This window comes from Pseudaeromonas sp. HNCC25DJ182 (assembly GCF_055413365.1).
On the sequence record NZ_JBVAYG010000012.1, the window covers coordinates 44,805 to 62,137 of the forward strand.

21 protein-coding genes are annotated in these 17,333 nt (G+C 59.5%); 18 read left to right on the top strand and 3 right to left on the bottom strand.

Annotation, left to right across the window (positions count from 1 at the left end):
- Window positions 1–24: 24 nt before the first annotated feature.
- Together ACZYUB_RS10935 and ACZYUB_RS10940 are read right to left on the bottom strand one after the other, a co-directional pair.
- Window positions 25–1,428 carry an NAD(P)/FAD-dependent oxidoreductase gene (locus tag ACZYUB_RS10935; RefSeq protein WP_463947845.1) on the bottom strand — a complete coding sequence of 468 codons (1,404 nt, stop codon included), beginning with the start codon at window positions 1,426–1,428 and terminating at the stop codon, window positions 25–27.
- A 191-nt stretch (window positions 1,429–1,619) separates the two neighbouring features.
- Window positions 1,620–2,717 (bottom strand): extracellular solute-binding protein, encoded by a 1,098-nt coding sequence (locus ACZYUB_RS10940; protein WP_463947847.1) that lies wholly within the window; start codon window positions 2,715–2,717, stop codon window positions 1,620–1,622.
- A gap of 450 nt (window positions 2,718–3,167) precedes the next feature.
- On the opposite strand from ACZYUB_RS10940, the gene ACZYUB_RS10945 reads away from it, so the two are divergent.
- The 16 genes from ACZYUB_RS10945 to ACZYUB_RS11020 all read left to right on the top strand — a co-directional run bounded on the left by ACZYUB_RS10945 (window position 3,168) and on the right by ACZYUB_RS11020 (window position 13,614).
- Complete coding sequence (locus ACZYUB_RS10945) at window positions 3,168–3,425, top strand: DUF6129 family protein (protein WP_463947849.1); 258 nt, start codon at window positions 3,168–3,170, stop codon at window positions 3,423–3,425.
- Between the two features lie 204 nt (window positions 3,426–3,629).
- Window positions 3,630–4,022, top strand: a complete 393-nt coding sequence (locus ACZYUB_RS10950; protein ID WP_463947851.1) for an ArsR/SmtB family transcription factor — start codon at window positions 3,630–3,632, stop codon at window positions 4,020–4,022.
- Between the two features lie 4 nt (window positions 4,023–4,026).
- Window positions 4,027–4,506, top strand: coding sequence for an arsenate reductase ArsC (locus ACZYUB_RS10955; RefSeq protein WP_463947853.1), 480 nt, complete (start codon window positions 4,027–4,029; stop codon window positions 4,504–4,506).
- 12 nt (window positions 4,507–4,518) lie between these two features.
- Window positions 4,519–4,959 carry a protein-tyrosine phosphatase family protein gene (locus ACZYUB_RS10960; RefSeq protein ID WP_463947855.1) on the top strand — a complete coding sequence of 147 codons (441 nt, stop codon included), beginning with the start codon at window positions 4,519–4,521 and terminating at the stop codon, window positions 4,957–4,959.
- 13 nt (window positions 4,960–4,972) lie between these two features.
- Window positions 4,973–5,350, top strand: a complete 378-nt coding sequence (gene arsD / locus ACZYUB_RS10965; RefSeq protein ID WP_463947960.1) for an arsenite efflux transporter metallochaperone ArsD — start codon at window positions 4,973–4,975, stop codon at window positions 5,348–5,350.
- Between the two features lie 54 nt (window positions 5,351–5,404).
- Complete coding sequence (arsA, locus tag ACZYUB_RS10970) at window positions 5,405–7,222, top strand: arsenical pump-driving ATPase (protein WP_463947856.1); 1,818 nt, start codon at window positions 5,405–5,407, stop codon at window positions 7,220–7,222.
- An 85-nt stretch (window positions 7,223–7,307) separates the two neighbouring features.
- Window positions 7,308–8,387 carry an ACR3 family arsenite efflux transporter gene (gene arsB, locus ACZYUB_RS10975; RefSeq protein WP_463947858.1) on the top strand — a complete coding sequence of 360 codons (1,080 nt, stop codon included), beginning with the start codon at window positions 7,308–7,310 and terminating at the stop codon, window positions 8,385–8,387.
- Window positions 8,384–8,743: an RNA polymerase sigma factor gene (locus tag ACZYUB_RS10980; protein WP_463947859.1), complete on the top strand. Its 360-nt coding sequence runs from the start codon at window positions 8,384–8,386 to the stop codon at window positions 8,741–8,743. Before arsB ends, ACZYUB_RS10980 begins: the two co-directional genes overlap by 4 nt.
- Window positions 8,740–8,943 (top strand): sigma factor-like helix-turn-helix DNA-binding protein, encoded by a 204-nt coding sequence (locus ACZYUB_RS10985; protein WP_463947961.1) that lies wholly within the window; start codon window positions 8,740–8,742, stop codon window positions 8,941–8,943. Before ACZYUB_RS10980 ends, ACZYUB_RS10985 begins: the two co-directional genes overlap by 4 nt.
- A 214-nt stretch (window positions 8,944–9,157) precedes the next feature.
- Entirely contained in the window at window positions 9,158–9,928 is a 771-nt protein-coding gene (locus tag ACZYUB_RS10990) for a pyrroline-5-carboxylate reductase family protein (protein WP_463947860.1), read from the top strand.
- A gap of 136 nt (window positions 9,929–10,064) precedes the next feature.
- Complete coding sequence (locus ACZYUB_RS10995) at window positions 10,065–10,376, top strand: hypothetical protein (RefSeq protein WP_463947861.1); 312 nt, start codon at window positions 10,065–10,067, stop codon at window positions 10,374–10,376.
- Window positions 10,370–11,107 carry a permease gene (locus tag ACZYUB_RS11000; protein WP_463947863.1) on the top strand — a complete coding sequence of 246 codons (738 nt, stop codon included), beginning with the start codon at window positions 10,370–10,372 and terminating at the stop codon, window positions 11,105–11,107. Before ACZYUB_RS10995 ends, ACZYUB_RS11000 begins: the two co-directional genes overlap by 7 nt.
- 28 nt (window positions 11,108–11,135) lie before the next feature.
- Window positions 11,136–11,372 (top strand): thioredoxin family protein, encoded by a 237-nt coding sequence (locus ACZYUB_RS11005; RefSeq protein WP_463947864.1) that lies wholly within the window; start codon window positions 11,136–11,138, stop codon window positions 11,370–11,372.
- A gap of 70 nt (window positions 11,373–11,442) precedes the next feature.
- Complete coding sequence (locus tag ACZYUB_RS11010; RefSeq protein ID WP_463947865.1) at window positions 11,443–11,811, top strand: rhodanese-like domain-containing protein; 369 nt, start codon at window positions 11,443–11,445, stop codon at window positions 11,809–11,811.
- Window positions 11,812–11,837: 26 nt separating this feature from the next.
- Window positions 11,838–12,224, top strand: a complete 387-nt coding sequence (locus ACZYUB_RS11015; protein ID WP_463947866.1) for a DUF2703 domain-containing protein — start codon at window positions 11,838–11,840, stop codon at window positions 12,222–12,224.
- Window positions 12,225–12,243: 19 nt separating this feature from the next.
- Window positions 12,244–13,614: a permease gene (locus ACZYUB_RS11020; protein ID WP_463947868.1), complete on the top strand. Its 1,371-nt coding sequence runs from the start codon at window positions 12,244–12,246 to the stop codon at window positions 13,612–13,614.
- 16 nt (window positions 13,615–13,630) lie between these two features.
- Here ACZYUB_RS11020 and ACZYUB_RS11025 read toward each other — a convergent pair whose 3' ends face one another.
- Window positions 13,631–13,903, bottom strand: a complete 273-nt coding sequence (locus tag ACZYUB_RS11025) for a zinc ribbon domain-containing protein (RefSeq protein ID WP_463947870.1) — start codon at window positions 13,901–13,903, stop codon at window positions 13,631–13,633.
- A 253-nt stretch (window positions 13,904–14,156) separates the two neighbouring features.
- Between ACZYUB_RS11025 and ACZYUB_RS11030 the strand changes: the two genes are divergently transcribed.
- A complete protein-coding gene (locus tag ACZYUB_RS11030; RefSeq protein ID WP_463947871.1) occupies window positions 14,157–16,319 on the top strand; it encodes a TonB-dependent siderophore receptor in 2,163 nt (720 codons plus the stop codon).
- Complete coding sequence (locus ACZYUB_RS11035; RefSeq protein ID WP_463947872.1) at window positions 16,319–17,329, top strand: FecCD family ABC transporter permease; 1,011 nt, start codon at window positions 16,319–16,321, stop codon at window positions 17,327–17,329. The genes ACZYUB_RS11030 and ACZYUB_RS11035 overlap by 1 nt, the downstream gene beginning before the upstream one ends.
- Window positions 17,330–17,333 lie beyond the last annotated feature (4 nt).

The following is a 17,333-nucleotide window of genomic DNA, read 5'->3' on the forward strand; positions in this document are numbered from 1 at the left end:
GCTTGAGCGAGAGCCAAATCCCACTCAAGATTCAAATCCCAGACCTAGTTTGTCCATCAGACGCAGGAACAAGTTGCGCTTGCCCTGATTGTGATCGGCCCGATCCAGGCACCACTGCATCAGTCGCACCACAGGATAGGCGATGGGCTCCGGCGGGAACGGCAAGGCCCACTGACGCACCATGCGCAGCCGGGTGCGTTCGGTATCCAGTCCATAGACCTTGTCCAGTAAGACATTGGCGGCAAAGCGGCTGGCGCCGACCCCCAGACCGGTGAAACCGACGGCATAAGCCACCCGGCCACCATGGGCATGGCCGAAAAAGGCACAAAATCGGGTCGAGGTATCGATGGCTCCGCCCCACTGGTGGGTGAATGTCAGTCCGGTCAGTTGCGGGAAGGTGGTGAAGAAGTGGCTGGCCAGTCGTTCGAAGGAGGCCTGGCGTGCATCGTACTCCTCCTTCACCTGGCCGCCGCGGTAGTAGAGCGCATCGTAGCCGCCGAACAGGATGCGATTATCCCGGGTGATACGGTAGTAGTGGAATTGGTTGGCCGGATCGGCCAGTCCCTGACGGTTTTGCCAGCCAATGGCGGCCAGTTGCCCGGCATTCAGCGGCTCCGTCATCAGCGCATAGTCATAGACCGGCAGGGTATGCAGACGGTAGCGCTTGAGCAGGGAGGGGAAGACGTTGGTGGCCAGGATCACCCGCGCTGCATCGACACGGCCGCCAGGCGTCACCAGACGGGAGGTTTCTGCAGAGAGCTTGCGCAGGGTCTCGACCGATGACTCTTCGTGGATGCGCACCCCCAGTTGGCTGGCAACTCGTGCCAGACCGACCACCAGTTTGGCCGGGTTCAGCATGGCGGTGCCGTGACGATCCCAATTGCCGGACAAGAAGGTGGGCGAGTTCACCTCGGCGCGCATCTGCTCCTGGGTGAGATAGCCTTCACCGTGCAGATCGGCATCCTGATGGGGTTCGACCGCTACCACAATTTCACCGGTGCGCTCAAAGTCACACTCGATGCCATAGCGCTTGAGCGTCTCCTCCATCTCGTCCAGGTTAGTCAGCCCCATAGCCTCTAGGGTATCGAACTCTTCTGGCCAGCGACGGCGGCCATTTTTTTCGCCATGGGTCAGGCTGGCCTCACAAAAACCACCGTTGCGCCCGGAGGCGGCCCAGCCCAGTTGCCGGGCCTCCAGCAGCATGACATCCGCCTTGGGGTTACGCTCCTTGGCCAGCAGGGCTGTCCACAGGCCGACGAGGCCGCCACCGACAATCACCAGTTCGGCATTGGTACTGCCGCGCAGCGGTGGGTAGCTGGGGCGCTCGCTGAGGGCATCCAGCCAGAAGGGAGCGAATCGGGTCTGGGCCAGGGAAGCCTGGATCACCTCGGGGCTGGGGGGCTGCCGCTCAAAAACTGTTTGTAACATCCGGTGCTCCTTGCACATTGAACTCTGTTCATATCTTGCGGTTGTGAATTAACGATCACCATCGACAGGGCTGGGGGGCGCTAAACAGACCCTCTGCGCCATGGATGGCGCGGCGGAGCACCCATGGATGGGTTCACGGCGTGTCTGTGTGCGTGACCCGGACCAGGTCGGAGTCCATGAATCGTTATCCGTTATCTGCCGGTCATGACCTTGGTCCATTCCCGGGTGATGATGCGATTGATCTTCTGCGGCAGCATCTGTTGCGCGAACATCTTGGGTTTCATCTCGTCGGTGAAATAGATATTCGGATTGTTACGGATGGACTCGTCGACCAGGGGGAAGGCCGCCTGGTTGGCATTGGCATAGGAGACATAGTTGGTGATTTTGGCGATGACTTCGGGACGCATCAGGTAGTTGATGAAGGTATGGGCCGCCTCCGGATTATGGGCATCCTTGGGGATGACTAACATGTCATAGAAGACATCGCTGCCCTCCCGGGGGATCACGTAGTTGAGTTTGACGCCATTATTGGCCTCTTCGGCGCGCAAACCGGCCTGCATCACATCCCCGGACCAGCCGATGGCGACACAAATATCGCCATTGGCCAGATCATTGATGTATTGGGAGGAGCTGAAATAGGTGATATAGGGCTGCAAGGTACTCAGCAACTGACTGGCGGCGGCATAATCGGCCGGGGTAGTCGAGTTCGGCTCCAACCCCATATAACGCAGGGTGACAGCGAAGATATCGGTGGGGGAGTTCAGAAAAGCGACACCGCACTTATGTAACTTGGCCAGATTGGTCGGGTTTAGCACCGCGTCCCAGCTGTTCATCTTGAAGTCCGGGCCCATGATGGCCGCCACCTTGTCGACGTTGTAGCCGATCCCGGTGGTGCCGCCCAGATAGGGAACCGCGTGGGCATTATCCGGATCCTTGTCCTGCAGCAGTTTCAGGGTGGCCGAGTCGAGATTGGCCAGGTTGGGTAGCTTGCTCTTGTCCAGTGGCATGAAGGCACCCGCCTTCAACTGGCGGCCGAGAAAATCCGAGCTGGGGACCACCAGATCGAAGCCGGTATTGCCGGAGAGCAGACGCGCTTCGAGGATCTCGTTGTTGTCGAAGACGTCATAGACCACCTTGATACCCGTCTCTTTTTCAAAGTTGGCTATGGTGTCTTCGGCGATATAGTCGCTCCAGTTGTAGACGTGCAGGATATTCTCTTGCGCCATGGCGGCATGACCGAGCCAGCAACTGCCGAGTACCAGCAGTGCTGTGATTCCTTTGTTGTGCATCGACGTGTCTCCCTACTTTGCTCCTGGGCGCGGCATACCGGCGTGGTCTGCCGCTCGGGTGTCCACATCGTTCAGGATGTGAGCAGCGATGGAGACTAAAGCAACCCTTATGCCAGTTGAGATCACAATGACCATAGCCTCAAGACATCCCATGCTGACCCTGGTGGCGTTACGGTGCGGCGCTCGGTATACAGCACCGTAGCTCACGAATATCGCACCGTCTTGGTGAGACGGCCTGGGGTGAGTATCAACTCAGTGCGATAGCTGTTTCTATCTCGACAATCAGCCGAAATTGTCGCAACTGCGCTACGGGATGTCGGTTGGCGTCGGCATGCGGCACGCCGGGTCCACGCTGTTTCCGCTGTCGATAGCTCTGGCATAAAACTTGAGGTGCTTCCTTCATCTCTCATCTCTGCGAGATTGCTCGCGCTGCTAAATGGAGTTTCAACGATGATCAACGACACAACTTTGGATGCGATTGAAGTGGCAGTCGCGACCGCCGGTTTTACCGCACAAGGCATGGCCTCGGTAAAGCAGAACTTCCCCGGGATGCGGCTAACCTACTGCCTCGTCGATGACATGGAAGCCAAACGCCCGTATCGGGAATGTGAGGGCTTCAGCCTGTTTCTGGTTGGGGGCAGCGACCATTGCTTGGGGATTACCTACAATCTCGAGCAGGCCATCGGTGTGGTGATTGCCGAAGAGTAGTTGCGATTGGAGTTGCTCCGTATGGAGCCCTATAGCTTGGAATCTGAGAGCTCTCTTGCTGTACGCTTAGTCATGCTCCCGGATTTGCAGGGTGCAGGTGGGGCCGCCTAACTCGCTGTCGGTACATGGCTTCACTGCGCCTGGCTTGTTAGCAATGGAGAGCGATGAGGTTGATCATTTCAATAACTCTTGTAGTATTGAAGCATGAATAAAGAGATCGCAACTCAGGTATTTGAATCCCTGGCCTCCGGCGTGCGGCTGGATGTCTACCGCTTGCTGGTGAAAGCCGGGCTGGAAGGGATGGTGGCGGGGCAAATTGCCTCGACCTTGGCCATTGCCCCCAACAACCTGTCGTTTCATCTCAAGGCGATGACCCATGCCGGGCTGCTGTCGGTGGCGCAGGAGGGGCGCTTTGTGCGTTATCGGGCCAATATCCCCTTGATGCTGGATCTGATCGCCTTTCTGACCGAGGAGTGCTGTGGAGGACATCCGGAGCAATGTGCATCGCTCCGCTCAGCCTCCAGTTGCTCACCCGCTGTCTTGCCGCCGTTGGCCCCTGAACTTAACCCCACAACTTCCTGTGACTGTAAGGATTAATCTGATGAACGTACTGTTTCTGTGCACCGGTAACTCGTGCCGCTCCATCCTGGGCGAGGCGACCTTCAATCATCTGGCCCCCGCGGGCTGGCAAGGCATGAGTGCTGGCAGCAAGCCGACCGGCCAGGTGCATCCGCGCTCCTTGGCCCTGCTGGCACGCGAGGGCATCAGTACCGAGGGCTACTTCAGCAAGTCCTGGGAAGATCTGCCTCTGGTGCCGGATATCGTCATCAGCGTGTGTGGCAATGCGGCCAATGAAACCTGCCCGACTTATCTGGGGCCTGTGCTGCGCACCCACTGGGGGGTTGAGGATCCAGCCCACGCCACCGGCACCGATGAAGAGATCGACGCCGCCTTTATGACCGCCTATCGCATCCTGCGCGCCCGCATCGAAGCGTTCTTTGCGTTGCCGCTGGTCGAGCTGCAACAGAACCCCGCTCAGCTCAAGGCCGAGATGGACCGTATTGCCAGCGAGATTGCTTAAGGAAGCCGAGTGATGACCAAGCCCTACCATGAACTGATTGCCGGACGTATCTATTGCGGTGGCGCTCAGGATATCCAGCAGATGGTGGATGAAGACCAGATCGCCGTGGTGGTGGATCTGCGCGCCGAGTCGACCGCCTGCGCCGCAGAGCACCCTGAGCTGATCTGGGTGCAGATCCCGCTGAGTGACCATGCCGAGCAACCCGAAGATGAGCTGTTTCGGGAGGCCATTGTAGCCGTCGTCGAGGCCTACCGACTGGGCCAGAAGGTGGCCTTCCATTGCGGCGGCGGTAAGGGCCGTACCGGCACCGTCGCTGTCGGTGTGCTGCTGGAGCTGGGCCTGTGCCAGACCCTGGAGGAGGCGGAAGCCATGGCCAAGTCCATTCGTCCGGTCATCAACATCAAGCCGGATCAGCGCCTCTCGTTAGCGCGCCTCTACCCGCAAGCCCACTGAGGAGGCTGTTGTGATGCCCAGTATCCAGATTTTTGAACCCGCCCTGTGTTGCAGCACGGGCGTCTGCGGAGTGGATGTGGATCAGACGCTGGTCACTTTCACCGCCGATGTGGCGTGGCTCAAGGCACAAGGGGGCCAGATTGAGCGTTTCAACCTGGCGCAACAACCCTTGGTGTTTGCCGATAACGCCGTGGTCAGTGCCTTCTTGATGAACTCGGGGGCCGAGAGTCTGCCGCTGACGCTGCTGGATAACCAGATCGTTCTGGCCGGGCGGTACGCTACACGACAGGAGCTGGCGCGCTGGGCGCACATAGCATTGCCAGATGGCAGCAAGCCGAAGATCAAGGGCATCGTCAAGCCCTCGGGATGTGGTGGCAGTGGCTGCTGTTAGCCAATGCCTCATCGATTGACGGGGCTATTCAGGGTCGAACACCGAGGTAACGCCATGCAGGCATATTTACAACAGCTTCCTCCATTTGTGTTCTTTACCGGCAAGGGCGGGGTGGGAAAAACCTCGCTGGCCTGTGCCACGGCGGTGACGCTCGCCGCGCAGGGGAAGCGAGTGCTACTGGTGAGTACTGATCCGGCGTCCAATGTCGGTCAGGTTTTTTCAACCGTCATCGGCAACCGCATCACGGCGCTGCCGGCCGTACCCGGTTTGTCGGCGCTGGAGATCGATCCGCAAGCGGCGGCTCAGGCCTATCGGGAGCGGATTGTCGGCCCGGTTCGCGGGCGCTTGCCGGAGGTGGTGATCCGCGGCATCGAGGAGCAACTCTCCGGCGCCTGCACCACAGAGATCGCCGCCTTTGATGAGTTCACCGCCTTGCTGACCGATCCGGCGTTACCGCAGCAGTTCGACCATATCCTGTTTGATACCGCGCCCACTGGCCACACCATCCGCCTGCTGCAACTGCCGGGAGCCTGGAGTGAGTTTCTACAGACCGGCAAAGGGGATGCCTCCTGCCTGGGGCCTCTGGCGGGTTTGCAAAAGCAGCAACAGCAATACCGGGATGCGGTCGCCGCGCTGGCGGATCCGCAGCAAACGCGTCTGGTGCTGGTGGCGCGCGCGCAAAGCTCGACCCTGAACGAGGTGGCGCGCACCCACGGCGAGCTGGCGGCCATAGGTCTGAAACACCAATATCTGGTGATCAACGGTTTACTGCCGGGATCGGCTATCCAGCAGGATCCATTGGCACAGGCAGTCTGGCAGCGCGAGCAGCAAGCGTTGGCGCAGTTGCCTGCCGTATTACAGCATCTCCCGCAGGATCGGATCCCGCTGCTGGCTTGTGATCTGGTCGGCCTGGATGCCTTGCAGCAACTGCTGCTTCCCCGGTTCGAGGCCGCCAGCTCCGAAAACGACAGCTCCGAGAACATAAGCTGCGAAAACATGAGCCCCGAGGTTGCGGTGCTGTCGTCATCGCGGGAGGCGGCTTCTTCACTGTCCAGCCTGGTGGATGAGCTAGCTCAGGATCAGCATGGTCTCATCATGCTGATGGGCAAGGGCGGGGTCGGTAAAACCACGCTGGCAGCCGCCATTGCCGTGGAGCTGGCCCATCGTGGCTTACCGGTGCATCTGACCACCTCGGATCCGGCGGCTCATCTGGCCCAAACCCTGGCGGGCGAGATGGCGGCCCTGACGGTCAGCCGTATCGATCCCCAGGCTGAAACCGAGCGTTATCGTCAGCAGGTGCTGGCTAGCAAGGGTGCGGCTTTGGATGCGGCGGGTCGCGCCCTGCTGGAAGAAGATCTACGCTCGCCCTGTACCGAAGAGATTGCGGTTTTTCAGGCGTTTTCACGGATCATTCGTGAAGCAGGCCAGAAATTTGTGGTCATGGATACCGCGCCCACCGGGCATACCCTGCTGTTGCTGGATGCCACCGGTGCCTATCACCGTGAAGTCGCCCGGCAGATGGGCGACAAGGGCATCAGCTTCACCACACCCATGATGCAGTTGCAGGATCCCGCACAGACCAAGGTGCTGATTGTCACTCTGCCTGAGCAGACGCCGGTGCTGGAGGCTGCCCATTTACAGGCGGATCTGCAGCGAGCGGGCATCAACCCCTGGGCCTGGATCATCAACAACAGTCTGAGCCTGAGTCCACTGGCTAGTTCACTCTTGCAGCAACGGGCCCGAGCCGAGCAACCCCATATAGCCCAGGTCACCGAAGTCCATGCCCGACGTTATGCATTGGTACCCATGCAGGTAAGCGAGCCGGTAGGAGTGACCCGGCTGCTGGCGTTATCGGCGCCACAGCAAGAATGAGCTGGCGTGGATACGTCTCCGGCTCAAATGTGAACAGACTGGACTCATGGTTAGTTCATCACCCTCAAGCATAAGGAGTTTTTTCATGTCGGCACAATGCGAAGTAACCGCCAAACGTGCGGCTGCTGCCCCCATGAGCTTTTTCGAGCGTTATCTGACCGCCTGGGTGGCGCTCTGTATCGTCATCGGCATTGCGCTGGGGCAGGGCATGCCCGGGGTGTTCAAGGCGATCGGCGCCATGGAGATCGCCAAGGTCAACCTGCCGGTCGGTCTGCTCATCTGGGTGATGATCATCCCCATGCTGCTGAAAATCGACTTCGCGGCCCTGCATCAGGTCAAGGAACATGTGCGTGGCATCGGCGTCACCCTGGTCATCAACTGGTTGGTCAAACCCTTCTCCATGGCCTTCCTCGGCTGGTTGTTCATCCGGGTGCTGTTTGCCGACTGGCTGCCGGCCGATCAGCTCGACAGCTACGTGGCGGGGCTCATCCTGCTGGCTGCCGCCCCCTGTACCGCCATGGTGTTTGTCTGGAGTCGGCTGACCAACGGCGACCCTTACTTCACCCTCTCTCAGGTGGCGGTGAATGATCTCATCATGGTATTTGCCTTCGCGCCTCTGGTCGCGTTGCTGCTCGGGGTCTCCAGCATTACCGTGCCCTGGGATACCCTGCTGACCTCGGTGGTGCTCTATATCGTCATTCCGGTGATCATCGCCCAGCTGATGCGTCGCGCCCTGCTGCGCCAAGGGCAAGCCAGCTTTGATGGGGTGATGCACCGCATTCAGCCCTGGTCCATCGCCGCCCTGCTGCTGACCCTGGTGCTGCTGTTTGCCTTCCAGGGCGATGCCATCATCCAGCAACCGTTGGTGATTGCTCTGCTGGCTGTGCCCATCCTGATCCAGGTGCTGTTCAACTCCGGCCTGGCCTACTGGCTCAACCGCAAAGTCGGTGAGAAGCACTCGGTGGCCTGCCCGTCGGCCCTGATCGGTGCCTCCAACTTCTTCGAGTTGGCGGTGGCGGCGGCCATCAGCCTGTTTGGCTTCCACTCCGGCGCCGCGTTAGCGACCGTGGTGGGGGTGCTGATCGAGGTGCCGGTGATGCTGCTGGTGGTCCGGATCGTCAACCGCAGCAAGGGTTGGTACGAGCAGGGGCTGCCACGGTCATGACGAAAGAGACCTCGATTCCGGCCTGTCTGCTGCGCGCCTGGCGCCAGCATCAAGGCGAGCTCCGCGGCTGGCTGCATCAGCGGCTGCGGGGGGCGGATCGGGTCGATGATGCGATGCAGGAGATCTTCATCAAGGCGATGAAGCAGGAGGAGCGTTTCTGCGCCATCGCCCAACCGAGAGCCTGGCTGTTCGAGGTGGCGCGACATCACCTGATCGATGAACACCGCAAGCGGCGCGAACTACTGCCGCTGCCCGAGGAGTTGCCCCAGGATGAGTCGGAGCAGGCGGTGGTCGACCAGCTGACCGCCTGCCCCGCGTCCTGGCGGAGCTCGATAGCGCCGATCGTGACATTCTGACCCGCTGTGACATCGAAGGGATGACCCAGCAGGCGTATGCCGACCAGCAGGGGTTGAGCCTGTCTGCGGTCAAGTCTCGCCTGCTACGCGCCCGAGTCCGCCTGAGAAACCAGCTGCATACCGCCTGCGCCGTGCAACTCGACGACCAGGGGCAGGTCTGCTGTTACACCCCGCGCCCCCCGCTGCCAGAGCAGAAGTGATAGCCACTGGCCATTTGATCCCGCCTCAGATCGACCATCGGTTTGCTTCATCGCGGCCTACTCCAAGTGGAGAGCGGGAACCGCACTTTTTTGGAAGAAATCTGCATCCTTTGCCAACCGATGGCGTCTTCTTGAATAAGACAGACCGTTCACTCATCAACCGACGATGAACAACGGCAACTCTTGCGAACCACCCATTCAAGGAGAGGAAACTATGTTTGAATCGATTGGCATCATTGGCGCCGGAAGGATTGCCCACATACTGCTGGGTGGCTGGAAGCACACAGCAACGGCGCTGCCTCCCATCCGGGTCTACGATGTTTCCACCGAGGCGCTCAGCAAGCTGAAAGCAGCCTTTCCACAGGTGCACATCAGTACGCTGGAGGAGACATCCAATAGCGATTTGCTGCTACTCGGTGTCCACCCGCCCGTGTTAGCCGAGCTGCTACCCCGGATCCGCCCGTTGCTGCGACCCGAGGCCCTGGTCTGCTCCCTCGCCCCGAAACTGCGCCTTCCCCAGCTGCAAGCACAGCTCGGTGGCTTTCATCGGTTGGCGCGCATGAACCCTAACGCGACCAGCATCATAGGTCAGGGATTTAACCCCCTGGTCTTCGCGGACCAACTGCCGGAAGAGTCTCGGCAACTGCTCCGGACGCTGTTTGCTCCCTTGGGTCAATTGCCGGAGGTGGCCGATGAACAACTGGAGAGCTACGCCGTGATCAGCGCAATGGGCCCCACCTACTTCTGGTTCCAGTTCCACGCGCTGGAGCAGCTGGCCGAATCCTTTGGCCTGCCGCGACACGAGGCGCGTCAGGCCATCGCCACCATGCTGCATGGTGCCGTCGAGACCCTGCTCTCCAGTGAATTGCCCGCCGAGACGGTCATGGATCTGGTGCCGGTCCGGCCGCTGGCCGATGACGAGGAGAGCATCACCAACCTACTGGCGACTCGCCTGCGGGCCATGTACAGCAAACTAAACGGCTAAATAAACCAGCACAGGGAGCTTCGCCAAGCTCCCTTCTTCGCCGTTTCGCTCTTCTCGTTCTATTTTTTGCAAAATCAGCATCCTTTGGTCAATGACGACGTCTTCCTAGATAAGAGACACCGAATGAGAAGCCACCATGCGACCACTCCAGGTTATGCAAACCTTTCCCCACCAGCGACCACGGCTATTTATAGTGACCACACTCCTGCTGTGGCTGGGGTTGTATCAGCTGATCCTGCCGACCTCGGAGTTGCTGGTTGGCTGGCTACCAGTTGAACGTCAAAGTCATCTGGGCGGAGCCTTGCAATTCTTCCTCTATGACACCCCCAAGGTGCTGTTGCTGCTGACCGGCATCGTCTTCGTCATGGGGATGATCAACTCCTGGTTTACCCCGGAACGGACTCGTGCCCTGCTGGCCAAACGCGGGGAGGGGGCGCTAACGTGTTAGCCGCCCTGCTGGGGATCGTTACTCCTTTTTGCTCCTGCTCGGCCGTGCCGCTGTTTATTGGCTTTGTGCAGGCCGGAGTGCCGCTCGGGGTGACCTTCTCGTTTCTGATTTCCGCCCCCATGGTCAATGAAGTGGCGTTGACCCTGCTGTTCGGCCTGTTTGGCTGGAAAATTGCGCTGCTCTACCTAGGACTGGGGCTCAGCGTTGCGATGACGGCGGGCTGGATCATCGGTCGGCTGAAGATGGAGGCCCATCTGGAGGCGTGGGTGCAACAGATGCCGCGAGTCAGCGCCGAGGATCCCCTGCAGAACATGCCCCTGGCCGAGCGGGTAGCGAGCGGCTTAGGCGCCGTGCGGCAGATAGTGGGCCGAGTCTGGCCCTACATACTTGTAGGGATCGCCATCGGCGCCGTCATCCATGGCTATGTGCCGGAAGCCTTCATGGCCTCCTTCATGGGCAAAGAGGTTTGGTGGTCGGTACCGCTGGCCGTGATCCTGGGGGTGCCCATGTACACCAATGCCGCTGGCATCATCCCCATCGTGCAGGCGTTACTGGCCAAGGGGGCAGCCTTGGGCACTGTGCTGGCGTTTATGATGGCGGTGATTGCCCTCTCTCTGCCTGAACTGGTCATCCTGCGCAAGGTGCTCAAACCCAGACTGATTGCCACCTTTGTCGCCGTGGTCTCCGGCGGCATTCTGCTGGTGGGCTATATCTTCAATGCGGTGTTATAGCCGCTATTCTTAAACCAGAGGTGAATCGATGAAAAATATCAAAGTGCTGGGCCCGGGCTGCGCCAACTGCAAAACCGTCGCCCAACTGATCACGGCGGTGGCCGAAGAGAAGGGCATCGCCATCGAGTTGGAAAAGGTTGAGGAGATCCGCGAGATCATGAGCTTCGGCATCCTCGCCACGCCAGGTGTGGTGGTGGATGGCCAGGTGGTGCACTCCGGCGGCATCCCCTCCCGAGAAAAAATAGAACAGTGGCTAACGGCCTGATCGCTAATTTTTCGGGTGATGCAGCGCCCGATCCACATAGTCCACCTGTCAAACACAAGGTGCAATCACCATGCTCGATGAAGCCAAGGAAGTCTGCCCCACCACCACTCAGAGCCTGCTTAAACAGGGCTACACGCTGGTGGATGTGCGGGAGCACGACGAGAGTGCCCGGCTCGCCTTTGATGTGGCCAATCTCATCATCATGCCGCTGAGTGAACTCGAGCAGCGCTATGCCGAGCTGCCCACTGACCGGCCACTGATCCTGGCCTGCCAGGATGGTTCACGCAGCCTGCGAGCCACCTACTACCTGATGAACAAGGGCTATACCAATGTCACCAACATGAAGTTCGGCATGGCACGCTGGGTCGCACGCGGCTTTCCGATCCTGGGCGATCCGGGGGAGTTGCCGACCACCCCGAGTTCCGGCTGCTGCGGCTAGGACCACCAGCGCTATCAGGAGGCACGATGCGAACTATCCAGATTGTCTGGCAACGCCTGCTCAGCCTGCAGGGGCAGACCTGCGATCGCTGTGCCGCCACCGAACTCGCCTTGCAGCAGGCGGTCGAGACCCTGCAACAGGTTCTGGCGCCACTGCAGATGCAGGTGGAGTTTCACCGTCAGCCATTGAGCCTGGAGCAGTTCAACCAGGATCCGCAGGCATCCAACCGCATCTGGATCGCCGGGCAGCCGCTCGAGGCGTGGCTCGGCGCCAGCACTGGCACCAGCCCCTGTTGTTCTGTGTGTGGGGATGCGGCGTGCCGTACGCTGGAGTGTGGCGACCGAAGTTACGAGGCAATCCCGCCGCAATTGATCATCAAGGCCGTGTTATTGGCCGCCGCCCAGCAACTCTGACGGATGAGAGGGAGTATCTATGGAGTGGATTGTCGCACTACCCCATCTGCTATCAAGCGGTGTGGGCAATCTGGCCTCCTACCTAGCAGCTCATGTGTTGTTGTGCCTACTTCCGGCGTTTTATATTGCCGGAGCCATGACCGCTCTGATCCCCAAACCGGTGATCACCCGATTCTTGGGGCGTAATCGCCCTCGCTACATCTCCTATCCCGCTGCCGCACTGGCAGGTTCAGTGCTCGCCGTCTGCTCTTGCACCATAGTGCCGCTGTTTGCTGGTATCTATAAGAAGGGGGCTGGCTTAGGACCGGCCATCACGTTTCTATTCTTTGCCCCCGCAGCCAACGTGTTGGCCCTCATCTATACCGGTGGCATCCTGGGCCCCGATCTGGCCATCGCCCGACTGCTGTTATCTCTGGTCTTCGGGATCAGTATTGGCATGCTGATGGCCGCGATATTCTGGCGCGACGACCAGGCCCATGACGAACAAACCGATCTGCTCTTTGCCGGACTGGGCCGTATGCAGCCCGCCGCATTGGTCTTTTTGTTGCTGCTCATCGCCCTGCTGCTCTGCGGTACCTTGAAAGTAGCCTTGCTCACGACCACCTATTGGACTGTGACTATCCCTTGGGGCGGCGTCGATCAGTTACAGAGCCAGCTTGCGCAACTGATACCCTTTGATCCGCGCCGAGGCGGAGAAGGGCTATCAGCCCAAGGGGCGTTACTCATACTGCTACTCGGGCTCGTTGGCCTGGCATCATGGCGGGGGATCGAGACCATCTTTGAGGGCTGGAATCGTTGGACCACCGGCTCCCTGCTGCTACTTGGCGTCACATTAGTGATGGCTGCGGTGGGGATTAAACCCAATGCCCACAACGTAGAGCTGTTGATCAATGGTCGAGCTCTCGGGGTTTTGACGGCGTTTATACTCCTGGCTTGGCTGCTCAAATACCACCTCTCGGAAGAGCAGCAATGCAACTTTCTCTGGGAATCCTGGAAATTCGTGAAACAGATATTCCCGTTGCTGGTCATCGGGGTATTTCTGGTCGGGATCCTGCGGGAGCTGATCAAACCAGAGTGGATCGAAGCGGTTGCCGGTAACAATACCCTGCTGGGCAATCTGGCCGGGGTGGCCTTCGGTGTGTTTATGTATTTCCCGACGTTAGTCGAAGTGCCGATTGCTCAAATGTTCCTGAGCCTGGGCATGCATCGTGGCCCGCTACTGGCCTACCTGATGGCCGATCCCGAACTCAGTTTGCAGAGCATCCTCATCACCGCTGCCATCATCGGCCATGTCAAAACTTGGACTTATGTCGCCTGGGTCGCCCTGTTCAGCACGCTGGCTGGGCTCTTGTATGGCTTCTGGATTGATGGCGTCTTGTGGCTCGGCTGAGACAAAAGCATCAGGTTTATGAAGAACCAGGGGATTTGGTCTCGGCTCCTTCGGTATCACCTGGAATCTCGGTCAGCCTGAACTCGACTTGCCGCTTGGAAATCAGTGAATTGCAGTGGTTACAGAAAAAATTGATGGCACAGCACTGTAATTTTTCCAGCTTTGTATGACAGGTCGGGCAAAAGCCGATGATCTCAAACGTCCTACCACAGTGGGAACAAGTGTAGGGACTATAACGAGGATCAAGGCTCTCCTGATGACAACCAGGGCAACGAATGAGGAAGGTCATCTTCTCTCCTTGCTGCAACGAGCAGTCTCGCAATAATTCCCTACTCCAAGTGTAGCGAGTCTTCGGATGGACGTTCGTGTTCAATCATAGGTGATTATTCGATGGTAGTCGGTGTGTATCGTTTCTAATGCTGAATCGCACCAGCTTCGTTTGATAACCTCACAATGTCAGCATATTTCAGCAAATGATAACTGTTTGCATCTAATGGCTTAATATGTAGAATTCCTGCACTTTTATCTGCAGGGTCTGTGTTATGTCGTTTGCTTCCTCCTCCGCTGCACTGGCTGTCCGGCCGTCGCTGCCGTTTTCTCTGTCCGTTCTTGCCTTGTTCTGCTCGACCTCGACGTTCGCAGAACAGAGTGCAACCACAGCGCCTGTGATGGTGGTGGCCGATGCGGTCAAGACCTCGCAGGATGAGGCCAAAGGCTATCAGGCCCAGACTTCGTCCCTGGCAACCCAGACCGACACGCCGCTGGTGGAGATCCCGCAATCGGTGAGTGTGGTGACCGAGCAGCAGCTGGAGGATCGTCAGCCACAGAGTCTGGACGAGGCACTCTCCTCGGTGGCCGGTCTCAAGCAGAGCAACACCTTGGGCGGCACCCAGGATGCCATCATGAAGCGCGGCTTTGGCGGCAACCGGGATAACTCCATCATGCGTAACGGCCTGCAGTCGGTTCAGGCGCGCAACTTCACGCCGACCACAGAACGGGTCGAGGTGCTCAAGGGCCCGGCTTCGCTGCTGTATGGCATCCAGGATCCCGGCGGCATCATCAATGTGGTGACCAAGAAGCCCAAGCATGATGCCTATTATCAGGCATCCAGCTATTACACCAGTTTTGGTGGTGGCGGCGTGCAGGCGGATTTGACCGGGCCGCTGAATGACGATGGCCTCTCGTACCGCCTGATTGCCGACCAGCAGCAATATGATTACTGGCGTAATTTTGGCGAGATTGAGCAAGGGGTTGTCGCACCTTCGGTAGCGTGGGAGAACGAAACCACGGCCATCCTGCTGGATTATGAACACATGGATTATGCGGTACCCTTTGATCGGGGCACCTACATCGACACCAAGACCGGCAAGCCGTTGGCGATCCCCCGCGAGCGCCGACTCGACGAGACCTATAACATCACCACCGGCCGCGCCGACACCGCCAATCTGAAGTTCTCCCATCAGTGGAATCCTCGCTGGTCGCTGCATGGCGGCTATGGTTACAGCCGCAACTACTACAACGATGATCAGATGCGGGTCATGTCGTTTGACTCCACTACCGGTGTGGTGACCCGCCGTGCCGATGCCACTAAGGATGCTTTGCAACAGGCCCATACCGCGAGCCTCTACACCGTCGGGATCATCGATCAGGGCAGCACCCGCCATGAAGTGGTGACCGGGGTGCAGTACATGCACAACTACCGGACCTTGGGCGATCTCTATCGCGACAGCAGCAACAAGAACTTCAACATGTATGATCCCGTGTATGGCACCTCGCCCTATCCCAGTAAGGTGAGTGCCGCCGATAGCGATCAGACCGACAAGTTGCGCACCTCGGCTGTCTATCTGCAGGATGCCTGGACTCTGGATGAACACTGGATCCTGGTGCTGGGGGGCCGCTATGACCACTTCAACGAGCTGACCGGCAAGGGACGCCCGTTCAATACCAACAGTCATGTCAACGACAGCAAGTTTGTGCCCCGGGCCGGGGTCGTCTATCTGCTCGATCCGGACTGGTCGCTCTACTCCAGCTATACCGAGTCGTTCCGTCCCAATACCTCGATTGCCAACGCCATCGGCGATCTGCCGCCGGAAGAGGGCAAATCCTGGGAGCTGGGCACCAAGTGGCAGGGTAACGGGCTGACCTCGACCCTGGCGCTGTTTGATATCGACAAGAAAAATGTCCTGACCAGCGAGACCGATACCACCACCGGCGACACCCTCTACCGGGTTGCCGGGCGAGTGCGCTCCCGCGGGCTGGAGGCCGAGGTCAACGGTGATCTGGGCGAGAACTGGAGCGGCTATGGCAGCTACGCCTATACCGATGCCGAGGTGCTGGAAGATCCGTTGCTGGCCGGTACTCCGGTGGACGGAGTAGCTAAACATATGGCATCCCTGGGGCTGATCCATCAGTGGAATCAGGTACTCGGCGGCAACCTGCGGGCCGGAGCCTACAGCCGGTATACCGGCACCTGGTACATCGGCAACACCAAGGGAACTATGTATGCGCTGCCCGCCAGCATGGTCTACGACAGCATGGTGGCCTATGACCGCAAGCTGGGTGCTTACGATCTCAAGGTGCAGTTCAATCTGAAGAATATGTTCGACAAGACTTACTACACCTCGGGCGTCAGCAATGCCAATGCGCCTATCCTGGCGATCGGTGAGCCGCGGCAGTTCTTGTTGACCACCACGGTCGGCTTCTGATGTCCGCATCCCGGCCAAGAGGGCGACTGGGGTGGCTGTGGGTTGCGCTTGGGTTCGGACTAGCGCTGGCGCTGGTCGCCAGCCTGTTGCTGGGCTATCGCAGCCTATCCCCGGCCGCTTTGCTGGGGTGGAGTCAGGATCTGACGCTGCGTCATCTGATCCTGGAATATCGCCTGCCGCGGATGCTGATTGCCCCCGTGTGCGGGGCAGCTCTGGCAGTATCCGGTTGTCTGTTGCAGAGCCTGACTCGCAATCCGCTGGCGGCTCCGGATGTGCTCGGTGTGAATGCGGCGGCCTCGTTTTGTGTGGTGCTGGCGCTGTTTATACAGCCGGATTTGGGACTGGGCTGGCTGAATGGACTGGCGTTTGTCGCCGCACTGGCCATGACCCGCGTGTTGCTGTGGTTGCTGGGAAGGGAGGGTTCGCGACACAGTCTGCTGCGTCTGCCCTTGTTGGGAAGTGTGCTGGCCATGCTGTTTGCGGCCCTGACCCAGACCCTGATCACGTTGGATCCGGCCACTCAGGATCAGGCCCTGAGCTGGTTGACCGGCAATATCGCCGGTCGCTCCTTGCGCCAGTTCTGGGCGGCGCTGCCCTGGTTGCTGCTGGCCGTGGTCGGGCTCTGGCGGCTGTGGGGCAGACTCGATCTCTTCTATCTGGGCGATGCCCAGATCCGCACGCTGGGGCAAGATCCGGACACCTTGCGCCGCCAGGCGGTGCTGATTGCCAGCTTGCTGGTGGCCGCCGTGGTGGGGGTGATTGGCCCCATCGGCTTTATCGGCTTGCTGGTACCTCGCATGGCGTTGCGTCTGAGTGCCAGCGGACATCGCCACTGGCTGCCGCTGGCGGCGTTGCTCGGAGCCTTGCTGCTGACGCTGGCCGATCTGTTGGCGCGGTTTATCTACTATCCCGAGGATATTCCCGCGGGCGTGGTCACGGCTCTGCTCGGCGGGCCCGCCTTTTTGTTCCTGCTCTACCGTCAGCGGGGGCGTAGCGATGGCGCAGGCTAAACCG